General features: G+C 30.9%; 12 protein-coding genes. 2 read left to right on the forward strand and 10 right to left on the reverse strand.

The annotated features are described in order from the left end of the window. Positions 1–264 precede the first annotated feature (264 nt). The 6 genes from CLCHR_RS11735 to CLCHR_RS11760 all read right to left on the reverse strand — a co-directional run bounded on the left by CLCHR_RS11735 (position 265) and on the right by CLCHR_RS11760 (position 7,996). Complete coding sequence (locus CLCHR_RS11735; protein ID WP_079439994.1) at positions 265–1,554, reverse strand: O-acetylhomoserine aminocarboxypropyltransferase/cysteine synthase family protein; 1,290 nt, start codon at positions 1,552–1,554, stop codon at positions 265–267. 245 nt (positions 1,555–1,799) lie between these two features. Then, positions 1,800–2,717 (reverse strand): homoserine O-acetyltransferase MetA, encoded by a 918-nt coding sequence (gene metA / locus CLCHR_RS11740; protein WP_079439995.1) that lies wholly within the window; start codon positions 2,715–2,717, stop codon positions 1,800–1,802. A 30-nt stretch (positions 2,718–2,747) separates the two neighbouring features. Next, complete coding sequence (nifH, locus tag CLCHR_RS11745; RefSeq protein WP_079439996.1) at positions 2,748–3,581, reverse strand: nitrogenase iron protein; 834 nt, start codon at positions 3,579–3,581, stop codon at positions 2,748–2,750. 284 nt (positions 3,582–3,865) lie between these two features. Next, the gene (locus CLCHR_RS11750) at positions 3,866–5,215 is read right to left on the reverse strand and encodes a nitrogenase component 1 (protein WP_079439997.1); all 1,350 of its coding nucleotides are present in this window, start codon (positions 5,213–5,215) and stop codon (positions 3,866–3,868) included. A 139-nt stretch (positions 5,216–5,354) separates the two neighbouring features. After that, a complete protein-coding gene (locus CLCHR_RS11755) occupies positions 5,355–6,908 on the reverse strand; it encodes a nitrogenase component 1 (RefSeq protein WP_079439998.1) in 1,554 nt (517 codons plus the stop codon). Positions 6,909–7,342: 434 nt separating this feature from the next. Beyond that, entirely contained in the window at positions 7,343–7,996 is a 654-nt protein-coding gene (locus tag CLCHR_RS11760) for a DUF975 family protein (RefSeq protein WP_079439999.1), read from the reverse strand. Positions 7,997–8,449: 453 nt separating this feature from the next. On the opposite strand from CLCHR_RS11760, the gene CLCHR_RS11765 reads away from it, so the two are divergent. Further along, positions 8,450–8,710 carry a hypothetical protein gene (locus tag CLCHR_RS11765; RefSeq protein WP_079440000.1) on the forward strand — a complete coding sequence of 87 codons (261 nt, stop codon included), beginning with the start codon at positions 8,450–8,452 and terminating at the stop codon, positions 8,708–8,710. A 293-nt stretch (positions 8,711–9,003) separates the two neighbouring features. On the opposite strand, the gene hcp is transcribed toward CLCHR_RS11765, so the two are convergent. The 4 genes from hcp to CLCHR_RS11780 all read right to left on the reverse strand — a co-directional run bounded on the left by hcp (position 9,004) and on the right by CLCHR_RS11780 (position 13,714). Beyond that, positions 9,004–10,659 carry a hydroxylamine reductase gene (gene hcp / locus CLCHR_RS11770; RefSeq protein ID WP_182629365.1) on the reverse strand — a complete coding sequence of 552 codons (1,656 nt, stop codon included), beginning with the start codon at positions 10,657–10,659 and terminating at the stop codon, positions 9,004–9,006. A gap of 519 nt (positions 10,660–11,178) precedes the next feature. Then, a complete protein-coding gene (locus tag CLCHR_RS25460) occupies positions 11,179–11,301 on the reverse strand; it encodes a hypothetical protein (protein ID WP_278337003.1) in 123 nt (40 codons plus the stop codon). A gap of 367 nt (positions 11,302–11,668) precedes the next feature. Beyond that, complete coding sequence (locus CLCHR_RS11775; RefSeq protein WP_079440001.1) at positions 11,669–11,977, reverse strand: MGMT family protein; 309 nt, start codon at positions 11,975–11,977, stop codon at positions 11,669–11,671. Between the two features lie 39 nt (positions 11,978–12,016). Next, complete coding sequence (locus CLCHR_RS11780; RefSeq protein ID WP_079440002.1) at positions 12,017–13,714, reverse strand: methyl-accepting chemotaxis protein; 1,698 nt, start codon at positions 13,712–13,714, stop codon at positions 12,017–12,019. Between the two features lie 357 nt (positions 13,715–14,071). On the opposite strand from CLCHR_RS11780, the gene CLCHR_RS25660 reads away from it, so the two are divergent. Beyond that, positions 14,072–14,302, forward strand: coding sequence for a helix-turn-helix transcriptional regulator (locus CLCHR_RS25660; RefSeq protein WP_207652315.1), 231 nt, complete (start codon positions 14,072–14,074; stop codon positions 14,300–14,302). The last annotated feature ends 246 nt before the right edge of the window (positions 14,303–14,548 follow it).

The raw sequence follows: 14,548 nt of genomic DNA on the forward strand, positions 1-14,548 counted from the left end.
AGGTAAATAATATACCCTCTAATAATTATTACCATATATTAGATTATAGTTATTATGATATTTCTTATATTATTAAGGACAACTACGTTAAACTTCTATAATCTCATTAATAAAATAGCAAAAGACTAATTATTTCGTTAAATTTATTTAACAAAATAATTAGTCCCTAGTTTTCTAGTCAACAATTCTAAATATAATATTTTACTATTAAATAATGTTAACTATTTCTTACAAAAATTCATTCATTCGCATTTTTAACTTAACTTAACTTTCAAATGCTTGTGATAAATCATAGATTATATCATCAATATGCTCAGTTCCTATTGAAAGGCGAACTGTATTTGGCTTAATTCCTTGATCTAATAATTCTTCTCCACTTAATTGTGAGTGAGTAGTACTTGCTGGATGTATTACTAATGATTTAACATCTGCAACATTTGCAAGTAATGAGAATATTTCTAACTTATCAATAAATTCTTGAGCTTCTTTTGCTTTGCCTTTAATTTCAAAAGTGAATATAGATCCTGCACCATTTGGAAAATATTTATTATATAATGCGTTATCCGGGCTATCTGCTAATGATGGATGATTTACTTTTTCAACTTTTGGATGTTTATTTAAGAAATCTACTACCTTTAATGTATTTTCAACATGTCTTTCAAGTCTTAAAGAAAGAGTTTCCAATCCTTGTAATAGTAAAAATGCATTAAATGGACTAATTGATGCACCAGTATCTCTTAGTAGAATTGCTCTTATTCTTGTTACATAAGCTGCTGGTCCAACTACTTCTGCAAATTTAATTCCATGATAGCTTGGATCAGCTTCTGTTAATTGTGGGAACTTTCCTGATCCTATCCAATCAAATTTTCCTGAATCTACAATTACTCCACCTAATGATGTACCATGTCCACCTATAAATTTAGTTGCTGAATGAACTACTATATCTGCACCATGTTCAATTGGTCTAAATAAATATGGTGTTCCAAATGTGTTATCAACTATTAGTGGAATTTTATGATTATGTGCAATTTCTGATAATGCATCAACATCTATAATATTTGAATTAGGATTTCCAAGTGATTCTATAAATATTGCTTTTGTATTATCTTTAATTGCATTTTTAAAGTTTTCTAAATTTCCTGGATCTACAAATGTTGTAGTTACTCCATAATCAGCTAACGTATGTGCTAATAAATTATATGTTCCTCCATATATAGTCTTAGCTGCTACTACATGGTCTCCTGCCTTTGTTATATTTTGAATTGAATACGCTATTGAAGCTGCCCCTGATGCTACTGCAAGACCTGCTACCCCTCCTTCTAAAGCTGCAACACGCCTTTCAAAAACATCTTGTGTAGAATTTGTTAAACGTCCATATATATTTCCTGCATCTGCTAGTCCAAATCTTGCAGCTGCATGTGCTGAATTTCTAAATACATATGAAGTTGTTTGATATATTGGCACTGCTCTTGAATCTGTTGTTGGGTCTGCTTGTTCTTGTCCCACATGAAGTTGTAACGTTTCGAATTTTAATTTTCTTTCTTGATTACTCATAATTTTTCCTCCATTATTTTTATCTTTATTTTTATTAATCATGGTTATATGATTAATTTACTATGATTTCCACGCGATTTTTTTCTCAATTGTTAATACAAGCTGTCCTATTTTTTATTAATATATAATTAATTCTTTTCCTAAATCTGCAAGCCTCGCCCCCTTTAATTATTATGACTTATTAATCGATATCCATTTTTTATATCATTATTTAATAACTGTAATTTTAGTTTTGTGATTTTAAATTAATGAAGTGTTTCAATATCATAAGGTGTATTTTGATATACACAATAGTTTAGCCAATTACTAAAAACTATATTTGCACTACCTCTCCACGAATGAATAGGGATTTCATTTGGATCATTATTCTTAAAATAATTTTTAGGAATATCTATTTTTTCTCCTTTTTCTTTATCTCTTATATATTCATCATTTAATGTGTTTCTATCATACTCAAGATGTCCTGTAATATAAATTTTTCTTCTATCTTGTGTCGCTACAATAAATATTCCTGCTTCTTCTGATTCAGATAAAATCTCAAGATAATTAACTTTTTCTATATCCTCTCCTTTAACTTCAGTATATCTAGAATGAGGAGCATTGAAAATATCACTAAGCCCTCTTGTAATATCAGCTTTCTCATCATTTACGCGATGCAAAAATATTCCAAACATCTTTTCCTTTAAATCATATTTAGGTACATTATGATGATAATATAACCCTGCTTGAGCTCCCCAGCAAATATGTAGTGTTGAGAATACATTAGTCTTACTCCACTCCATAATTTCAGTAAGTTCTTTCCAGTATGTTACGTCTTCGAATTTCATTTTTTCTACTGGCGCACCTGTTATTATAAGTCCATCAAACTTTTCATTCTTTATTTCATCAAAATAATTATAGAACTTCTCTAAGTGGTCTAACAGTGTGGTATGAGAGACATAGCTCTTTGTTTGAATCAACTTGATTTCTACTTGTAATGGTGTATTAGACAAATATCTTAATAATTGATTTTCTGTTACTATTTTCTTTGGCATTAAATTAATAATTGCTATTTTCAATACTCTTATATCTTGGGTATCTGCCCTTTCACTGTTAATTACAAATATATTATCATCACGTAACACCTTAAATGCAGGTAATTCAGCAGGAATTTTTATTGGCATTGCTCTGCTCCTTCCCTTATTTTTAACATTTTAAGCATCTAATCCATATTCGGATAATATTTCTTCTAATCTTTCTTGTTTCATTGGTTTTGGTATTACAAACAATTGATTTTCTTCTATTTTTTTAGCTAATGTTCTATATTCATCAGCTTGTTTTGCTTCTGGTTCAAATTCAATAACTGTCTTTTTTCTTATCTCTGCTCTTTGTACTACATTGTCTCTTGGAACAAAGTGTATTAATTGTGTTCCAAGCTCCTTTGCAAAAGCTTCTAAAAGATCCAATTCTCCATCAACATTTCTGCTATTACAAATTATTCCCCCAAGTCTTACTCCACCTTTTAATGCATACTTTTGAATACCTCTTGAAATATTATTTGCTGCATACAATGCCATCATTTCTCCTGAAGCTACTATATATATTTCTTGTGCCTTTCCTTCTCTTATTGGCATAGCAAATCCACCACAAACAACATCACCAAGTACATCGTAAAATACGTAATCTAAATCTTCTGTGTAAGCTCCTAATCTTTCAAGTAATCCAATTGATGTAATTATTCCTCTTCCTGCACATCCAACTCCAGGTTCTGGCCCTCCTGATTCAACGCATTTAGTATTTCCAAATCCAGTCTTTACAACTGCATCTAAATCTATATTCTCGCCTTCTTCCCTTAATGTATCCAATACTGTTTTTTGAGCTAACCCTCCTAGTAATAATCTAGTTGAATCTGCCTTAGGATCACATCCTACTACTAAAACATGCTTTCCAAGTTCAGTAAGTCCTGCTGTTAAATTTTGTGTTGTTGTTGACTTACCTATTCCTCCTTTTCCATATATAGCTACTTGTCTTAATCTTTTTCCTCCCATTTATAACACTCCAATTCATTAAAATTTTATACAAAAGTTAGAGGCCAGTATATTCTTAAATATTTAAGAATATACTTAGCCTCTAGTTTTCTAGTCAACTGTTTATTATTAAATTATATTTACCAACAAATCACATCCATTCCTAGGATATTACTTAAGCTTTTATGCATTCATCTTAATTGAACTCTTCTGTTCTGTCATTTTCTGCATGGATAAAATAGAAAAGATATTTTTAATTACCATTGTATAAAGTATTTCTTCTATATATGTAATATAGATAACTTTTATTTTCCACCTACAGTTGACGTATAAATTCTTTCTATAAACTGTAAAGCACCTCTATATCCTATGTGGCTTCTATTCAGTACTACTGTCTCAGAAGAAGGCGGATCTATTTCTATTAGTAATGCATTTTTTTCTCGTGCTACTTCAGATTCCCATGTCGAACCTAATATCAATGGAACTCCTGAACCAAAATCAGCTTCTGAAAGTGATTTTTCTGCAAGATAACCATCTTCAATATATTCTACCTCCACAGACACACCTTCTGATAGGTTTCTAAATTCCTTACTTATTTCCTCTCTAAATTTCTCTGGTGGATTATCCGTAATTATTTGTTTTACTGGTATAAGTCCTATTTGATCTGCCAAAAACTTTGTATATGCAAGTGTATAAGCACTGTCTCCCACAACAGCAAATCGAGAAGGTAAGCCATACCAATACTCTGCAAACATATGTGAAAAAGAATCTAAAAAGTAATAATACAATTCTGTTTCTTCTGCAATAAACGCTTCTGATTTTTCAGCATCAATTCCTGAATATTGAACTAATTGTCTTATAAAAGCAGTAGTAGCTTCCTCACCAACAGGTATTACAGGAATATGCAAATAAGGCTGATCATATTTTTTTTCTAAATGTTTCGCAATATTTACCCCTACCCAAGGCGAAATTACAAGATTAAATTGTGCTTTAGGAATTTCCTTCCATTCTTTTGCACCGCCACTTTGTGGTCCAAAAAGTACATTTACTTCAAATCCTATGCTTCTTAAGATTCTTACAATTTCCAAGTAATCTCCACGCCAATTTGTATTAAAAAATGGTGTCTCAAGCCACAAATTAATTAATCCCTTTTTCTTTTCACCTTTATAATCTCCAACAAATTGATCTATTATTGCTTGCACAACAATTTCATGACCTATAAGGTTTGAACCTTTAAAGCCCGCTGTATCTGCATATACTATAGGATAACCTGCCTCACGATATTTCTTTACAATTGATCCAACATCATCTCCTATAAGTTCTCCAGTACATCCTGTAGCTACCACAAATAATTCACCATTATAAATTGCTAAAACTGATTTTATTAAATCATCAAGTTTTTTTTCACCACCAAATACTATGTCATTCTCACCTACATTTGCACTAGGAACATTACCGCCGCCATAACTAGTAGAACCTTGAAAACCATTTTCAAACCCCATAAAAAAATATTGCTTGTACATACATCCAGGACCACAATTTGCAATCGGAACCCCACCCTTAATTGCTACTGTAGTATATACACCACCAACCGCACAAGCATAATGTGGATGTACTATTGTATTACTTTTTTTCTCTATATTAATCTTAGTCATTCTAATCCTCCTTATATATTCTTACAAAAATTCTTCTCCTGAATTTTCTCGATTTTTTATTTTTTTAATTATTTTATCGTAACGCCAATAGTTATTGATTCCCCTTACCTCTCTTAACCAAAGTCTCAGTGTAACTCACTTACAAAAGTTTAACTCGTTCGTCAAGAACTTCAGGATGTCTTGCAAGCAAAAATGGATCATTTTGACTAAGCCACCATTCATTATACGGACTTTTAACATGTCTAGAAAGAACTTCATTAAATTTCTTTCTAGCAAGAATATCTAACAAAACCTCACCTGTCCGAATTATTCCATCATAACCAACAGGGAAATGTTCATCACCCATGGCTAAAGATGGGATACCAAGCTTTGCTGCCTCAGGTGCAAGTCCTTGATGTCGAATTATTACAAAATCTGTCTCCACTCGTTTAAATAAAGCATTTAGTTGGAATGCCTGTGTTTTACTTACTGTAAAATTAGGAATGTCTCCATAATTGCTGATGAGTTCATGCAGGGTATCTTGTTTCTCATGTCCACCATCATAAACAGGATCGTGATGAAATACCACCGAACCATCAACTCCTATTCCTAATTCACGTAAAACTGAAATAAGGCTATGTGCATAGGATGAGCCTGTCATAACAAATCCTTTAATTCCCTTAAACTTTTCGCGCAATTTTTGAATTTGAGGGAGCACTCTTTCATGCTCAGTCTTTATATACTCTTCGGTTTCTTTTTCTTTGCCAACAATCTTTCCAATTGCTCGGAGCCAAGCATCCGTACCTGCGATTCCATAAGGTTGAGGTGCATCAACTTGAGGAACATCAAATTGTTCTTCAAGCACTGTAGCCATATAAGAACCAAGTGTGTGACAAAAAGTTGCAGTAGCCACTGCTTCAGAAGCCTGAGCAAGTTCATCGTAGCTTGCCATGTCTATCATATAATTTACTTTCAAACCAAGAGGTTTTAATATTTCTGTAAAATAATCAGTTCCCCACAAAGCTACAATGTTAATTAAATCTTTCTGCTTTTCAGGGTTACGCTTCACTATTTGACGTAAAACTCCATGCTGTGAAACATCAAATCCAGTACTCCAGTGTTTTGATCGAAACCCTTCGCAATGCAACGGAATAACTGTTATTCCAATTTCCTCCTCCATCTCTTCTGCAACACTATCTATATCTTCACCTATAATAGCAGTAGCACACGACATGGAGATAAAAATTGCTCTAGGATTAAAACGTTCCTTTACATCCCGTATTGTTTGTCTTAGTTTATCCGATGCGCCAAAAACCATATCATTTTCCAAAAGATTTGTGCTATAAATCTGTAAATTTTGTGGTGGCTTATTCCTTCTTCCAAGCCCCATGTTAAAAGCAAGATTAAACCAAGGATTATCTGCTGAGCACCCAATTGGAGCATGCTGAATAAGTATACAATCTGTAATATTTCCTATTTGACATTCAACAATCGCATTGGCACACATGGTCTGTTGATTTAACGGCGAATCTAATTCACACAATCGACAAGCTTTTTGGTTTCCAGCACAGCCATTTTTTCTTTGACTTCTCAATTCATAATTTGATTCTTTCCACAACTCCGTTGCTGAACCATCCCAAGCAGTTATAGTTCCTAATCTCATTTCTCTGTTATCTACTTCTGTTAATTCAATATTTATTGTTTTTTTTGACATTGTATCACCCTCTCTATACATATGGAAAAATATCTTTATGTAAAATACTTTTCAAATTATAATTATAACTTTGAATAAAGTTATATATAAAAAAGACATGCTTCTATTCTTAGAAACATGTCCTCTGGTTTACCAGTCAGATACTGTTTGATAAATTTTATTATTCAATTTATTAATCTAGGATGTATTCTATATAAGTTCCATTTAGAATTCCCATCAGAAAAATTTTCCTAATGCACTTATTCCCTTCACTGCATTAACTTCATATAAATATCCTTTTTTCATATTACTCCTATTAACTTACTATGTTTTGCTTATTACCAATTATATTCTATACATGTATATTTAGTCAATAATATTTTTATTAAAAATTACTACTAAATTATAATGTTGCATTTTTGCTTGAATAATCTATTCCATATATCAGCACAAATCTATATTTCGGTTTTTTGCTCTTCAGCTAACTTAGTATATAAAGTTCCCATTGCTAAATCGATATATGGAGTTAGAAAAACCATTCCAACAGATGCAATTATGGTAAAGTATTGTTGATGCCAGTATCCAACAATAGCAGCTGGAACAAATATTAATGCTATCCAGCCAATAAAACTTAGTCCTAATGTAAATATATCCATTATATGCCCATCAGTCATTTCAGTACTTCTACTTATTGCTTCATTAATGCCAATGTTTGGATTATCTACCCATACATAAAAAGTCATAGAATATTTAATTGCTGCTATAATTCCGGGAATTATCAAAAGCAGTGACCACAATATAGTATAAATACCCACTACTACGTTTATTGCTAATGCTTTTAAAAACCTTCCAGAAAGCATATCTTTTAATTTAATATTTTGGCCTCTTACTAGTTTCAATATTACGGATGTGTATCCAAACAAAAAAAATGATCCATAGATAGTAGAAATAACTGACATTAGAACAATCACTAAAGTACTTGATTTTGGAATGAAATCCCCAACAATGTCAACAAGCTTATATACCAGACTAATTAATATTATTACCTTCCAAAATCCTTTCAAACTCCGTCTTGCTTCCGCTCTGATATCCTTACAATTAATTATCATAACTAACTTACCTCTATCAATTTACTTATTTTGTTAATTATAGCATATTTACGAAAAATTTTAAACTATATAATATAGTAAGTCGTTCATAAACTCTAGGCCACTACCCCTTAGGTCCTAATGTTGGACCTAAGGGGTAGTGGCCTAGACTTTACTTATTCTCTGGAATTTATCTATTGCAATTGAGGCATTAGTTATTATAGTTTCACTATTACCTATCGTAATAGTGCATTCAAGTATTATTACAAGAAAATTTACTATAACAATAAATATCAATGATTTCTTTAATATATTATTGTGTGCAGTATTAAAATAAATATACCAGTATTACTACTGTTAAGTTATGCCATAAATAAAACCATTCCGACCGTTCAAATATACATAAATATTAAATTTACTATACATAATAATACTGAAAATGTTTTCTATGAAAAAAGGAGATTGAGTTATATTATGGATAAAATCAAATTGAATGACATTGAAGAAAAACTTCTACGAGATGCTTATACATCATATTTAAAAAATAAAAAATGGTGTATTTGCCATCATTCATATCGTCACTCATATAGTAATGAGGATAGACAGATTACTAAGGCAAAAATAGATGGTTTAGAACATTTAAAAAAAATTATATTTATTGAAGTTGATAGGTGTGTGGGTCTTACAAGCTATAACATATTACCAGACGGTATAGGATATATTCAATCTAAATAATAAATGTATCATCAAGCTGTTTAAATCTAATGATACGCTTTAAGCAAGTCGTTCGTAAACTCACGACTATTACCCCAGAGGTTCTGAGCGAAATGAATAACAAATTAGTATTGTATAACTTCTGATGAGACAAAATTTAAAGTTTGCAATTATGCTAAATCATAACAAAGCCTATGATGTACGTTTATAATAATACAAAAAAATCTAATTGATAATATAACCTTCATCAATTAGATTCTTTTAAATAGTTTATAACACTTTTATTAATATTGTTAATGTATTTTTTTTATATTTTACACACCTTGTTGCAAACAAGTTTTTAAATCATCATCTGGTTCACTTATAGGTCTTATGTTAAATGTATCCACTAAATATTGTAATACATTAGGGCTTACAAATGCTGGAAGTGATGGTCCAAGGTAGATTCCTTTTACGCCTAATGAAAGTAATGCTAAAAGGTCAGCAACTGCTTTTTGCTCATACCATGAAAGAATTATTGATAATGGTAATCCATTAACATCTGTATTAAATGCATCTGCAAGTGCTGTTGCAATTCTAACTGCTGAATATGCATCATTACATTGACCTACATCTAATAATCTTGGAAGTCCAGCCACTTCTCCGAAGTCTAATTTATTAAATCTATATTTTCCACATGCCAGTGTAAGGATAATACAATCTTTTGGTACCTTTTGAGCAAATTCAGTATAATAACTTCTTCCTGGCCTTGCACCATCACACCCACCGATTAAGAAGAAATGTCTAACCTTTCCTTCCTTAACCGCATTAACAATTGCTTCAGCATGAGATAATGTTGCATGATGTCCAAAGCCCACTAAGATTTCTTTTTCTTCTTCATCTTCTTTAAAGCCGCCTAATTCTAATGCTTTATTTATTATCTCACTAAAATCCTTAGTTCCATCTTCTAGAACATCGATATGCTTTATTCCATCCCAGCCTACAACACTTGTTGAAAATATCCTATCTTTATAGGTTTCTCTTGGTCTCATCAAACAGTTAGTAGTCATTAAAATACAGCCCGGAATTCCATCGAATTCTTTTTGTTGGTTTTGCCATGCAGAACCAAAGTTTCCTACTAAATGTTTATATTTTTTTAGTTCTGGATATCCATGGGATGGCAACATTTCACCATGTGTATAAATATTAATTCCTTTACCTTCTGTCTGCTCTAAAAGCATTTCTAAATCCCTAAGGTCATGACCAGATACTATAATAAATGGACCTTTTTTAATATTAACATTTACCTTATGAGGAGAAGGATTTTTGTATCTAGTAGTATTAGCTTCATCTAAAAGCTGCATTACTTGCACGCTCATATCTCCAACCCTCATTGTCATACGTATCATATCATCCAAGCTTAAGTTATCATTTGTAGTAGCTTCTAATCCTAAGAAATAAATATTATCTACCTGGTCATTATTGTAATTAATAAACCTTGCTTGATGCCCATAAGCAGCCACACCTTTTAATCCATATAGAATAGTTGATCTTAAGGAACGAATATCAGCATCTAGATTCTGATCATACATTATCCCTGCTTTTACTGAATCCTTTAACATCTCTTCTTTTGTATCACTTAAATTGTATGTAGCTGCATCTGGATATTCTCCTTCTGGTGCTTGATCTCTTAATGATTCTTTTATCTTTTGAGATTCCTTCAATAATCTCACATGAACTTCAGCATCAAAGTTTACATTTGTTAATGTTGTAAATAAACCATTCTCTACAAATTTAACTATTTCTTTATCTATAATTTTACCTTGTTCAATTAAAGGTTTTGCATAACAAGAAATTCCCTTTAATTGATATATTAATAAGTCCTGTAAATTTGCAATTTCTGGTGTTTTTCCACATACACCAATCTTTGTACATCCTTTTCCCCCTGCTGTTTGTTCACACTGATAGCAAAACATAGGATTTTCATCCATAAATATCACTCCTTAAATATTAGTCTATTTTATTGTCTTCATAATATTAGATAATATTCTTTAATGGCTTAAGTAATCTTTCGATTTTTAGAAAATATAAGGCAGAGAAATAAAATAAAACCAGGGCTTATTCTTAAACCCTGGCTTCTTTTGAAATAAGTGTACTTATGGGGATTTAAAAGTTATTTTCGGAGTAATCCCCAAATATCATCTTCAAAATCGTTTCCCATGACAATCACCTCTTTCATATATTATTTTGTGCAGTTTTAAATTATATATACCAGTATTACTACTGTTAAGTTATGCCATAAATAAAACCATTCCCACCGTTCCAATATACATAAATATTAAATTTACTATCCATAATAAGATTGAAAATGTTTACTGTCGGAAAAGGAGATTGAGTTATATTATGGATAAAATTGAATTAAATGAAATTGAAGAAAAATTTCTACGAGATGCTTATACATCATATTTAAAAAATAAAAAATGGTGTATTTGTCATCACTCATATAGTAATTATGATACTTTACTTAAAAAGCTCTTTGCATAATCTCTATCTTCAATTATTAACCATTTCGAAATTAAATTATCAATTTGATAATCTATTGAAATTGGATTTTGCAAAGTTTTCTTATCCATACTTTAAAAAGCTCCTTAAATCAAAATAACCTAACGTGGTCCGCATTGTTAAGAGGCGTGTTAGGTCTTATTAATTATAATATACGCTAAATTAATTCTACTGTCAATATTAAAAACTTTGACTCATAGATTAAGTCATCATTGGTTGAAATGTATAGCCGTTGGTATTTTTCTCTTAATATCTATTATCTTAGATTTCTAATATTTTAATGGATATACCTCAATCCGGCTATCGGTACAATTGCCATATTACTTGGTTTAGATGCCTTGTAGTGCAGCTTTTTTTTATTTATTTGCAACAAATCGCCTTCCTTTTTTTGATCTATCGAATTTAAATAATTCTGTTTATTCATCTTGCATAACCATCCTAACAGTCCCATTGATTTTTCTTCATATCAACATGATTCTCATCTTTAAAGGATACACCTTCTTCTAATAGCAGAAATCGTTGTTCCTGCCATCCCGGTGCCAACCTTCCAGCATGATTTACCACTCGATGGCATGGATATCTACCATAAAATTCTGCCTGGCTAAGAGCCTTCCCCACAAGCCGTGCATTTTTTTCTCTGCCAATAAGGCTGGCAATTTGTCCATATGTAGCTACTTTGCCTGCAGGGATCTCTTCCACAACAGAAAGTATTTCATAAATTAATTGTTCATTCATAATCTTTTTCATATATTCACCTGTGATACGAATCCTTATTTGGAGATATTGTTATACTTTAAAATTATTAACCATTCCGACTAATTTATTTGTACTAGTGTTAACTTCTTTTATTAATTTCACCACATTATCAGATTTTTCAGATATAGTATTCAATTTTTCAGCAATATTATTTGTTCCATTTGCAGATTCATTATTTGCATTAGTTATTTGATTTACGGATTCTGCAACTGTAACCATTGAAGTCATTATTTTATTGGATTTTTCACTAAATTCAGTTGTCATATTGTTAATCATAATTGCATCATTATTATACTGCTCGCCAGTATTAACAATCATTTCGTAATCCCTTATAACTTGAGTGTTTATGAACTCAATTATATCTTCTGATGTAGCCACTAAGTTTTGTACTGTTCCTACAACTACGCTGCTAATATTTTGTATTTCTGATACAGTGTTTTTTGAGTCTTCCGCAAGTTTTCTAATTTCTTCTGCTACCACCGAAAAACCTTTTCCAGCCTCCCCTGCTCTTGCGGCTTCTATGGCTGCATTTAATGCTAGTAAATTAGTTTGAGATGCAATTTGTAAAATAGCTTCAGATAAAACACTTATTTTCTCTACTTCTTTAGATTTTTCAATAGCATCTAAAAGCTTGTCCTGCGTTTTGCTATTAATTTGCTTTGCTGTTTCTTTAGAATAAACAGCTTTATTTTTAAGATCATTTGCTCTATCTTTAATTTCTGATGATTTTTCAGCTTCGTTCTTTGCCTTTTCTGCAATTGATTCTATTTCTAACTCAATTTGAGAATTTGCTACACTCATTTCTTCTGTTGATGCTGCAGTTTCTTCCATGCCACTAGATAATTCTTCTGTTGTAGAATAAACATCTTCAATCAATAAAGATAACTGATCAATATTTTCATTAGTTTTCTTAACTTTATTTTCAACATTTCTAGATTCATCAATAACAACACTAATTATTTCTCTAAATGAATTTTGCATTAAGTTAAAGTTATTTGCAAGTTCACCAATTTCATCTTTACTAACAAAATCAATATGCTTTGTTAAATCTCCTTCACTACTTGCCATGTCTTTTAATTTTGATAAAATTAAAGTTATTGGATTAGCAATATTTTTGGTAACATAGATCCATGCCATTATAGATAATATTATTACAGCTAAAATAGATACTACTATTAAAATTATTGTATTTGTTATTGATTTTTCTATATTTTTTATAGAAACTTCAATATTTTGAGAAGCTAAAATCTTAAAGTTATCAACTTCACTGTTAATTGCTTCAGCAGTACTATCAAATTCTTCCATAGATAAATTACCTTTATCAGGGCCCCCATCAATATATGCTCTAGCCATTGTTTTTCCTGTTTCATAATATGGATCAAAACTTTTCTCTATTTTTTCAATTTCTCCTGTACTTTCAGGATTTATTTGTTTAAGCTCTTGTATAACAACTTTTACATCTTGTGCATAGGTTTCAGCCTTATCAAATCCATCATCAAATCCTTTTGCTGCTCTTGTTGCACTTATGTCCGTAAGCCACTGTTGAACCTCCACAACATCAAGTTTTAATTTATCAGTTTTGGAAATAGTAGAAAAATATTTTGTATTCATTTCTTTTACCAATTTTAAATTATTTTTCGCGAAGATAAACTGAATTGTCATGAAACCCACAAAAAATATAATCATTAAAAAAAGTGGTAATAATATTTTGATCTTTATATTTCTCATAAATACCCTTCCCTTCTTTTGTATATACGTTTATTTTAACATCAATATATTATTTAATAAACAAAAACTGTAAAAGGTTACTCAGATTTAATAATTTCTTTAATTTCTTCTAATCATTGATATATATATTCGTCAAATAGTTCTAAACGCTAGATAAAACAGAACTTTCAACAGTCGAAACTTGTTAATACTCTAAGCATAAAAAACCCCTCACTAAACATTAACTTAGTGAAGTGCTTCACTTATATCAATATTTATACGATTAGCTAAAACAACCAGCCACCATATACATTCAGCAAGCTATGTTCAAGTTCAGAAGTTGTATATCCCCCTTTAGGCCAACGCTCTTGCTGAGACATGGTTAAACGTCCAACCAAACCATCATCTGTTAAAAAAGTAAATACTTCTCGCAAAAAATCCATAACTGCTAAAGAATTAGCTGAAAACTTCAAAGTATCAACACGAACTATTTATCGAGATGTTGATGTTCTTTCTTCCGTTGGCGTACCTGTATACATGAGTAAAGGTAATGGAGGCAGAATACATTTTGGGGAAAATTATACATTGAGCAAAGCGCTTTTTTTCTGATTTAGAAATCAAAAACTTAATGTTATTACTCAAAGCCATGCAGGCAACTCAATATCATGAATTAGACAGCGTACTTGAAAAGATGGGCCACTGCTTCTCAGCCTTTAATTAACTTTGCTAGTTTATTCAATGAAAATCATCATTTCATTTCTAACTTTTTATTTAGTATAAAACAAAAGAATACATACTACAATTATCTGTAATTAAATTATATAACTATGTCTTTTTAAATTAAGATGAATTTCT

It is taken from the genome of Clostridium chromiireducens (genome assembly GCF_002029255.1).
Taxonomy (GTDB): Bacteria; Bacillota; Clostridia; order Clostridiales; family Clostridiaceae; genus Clostridium; species Clostridium chromiireducens.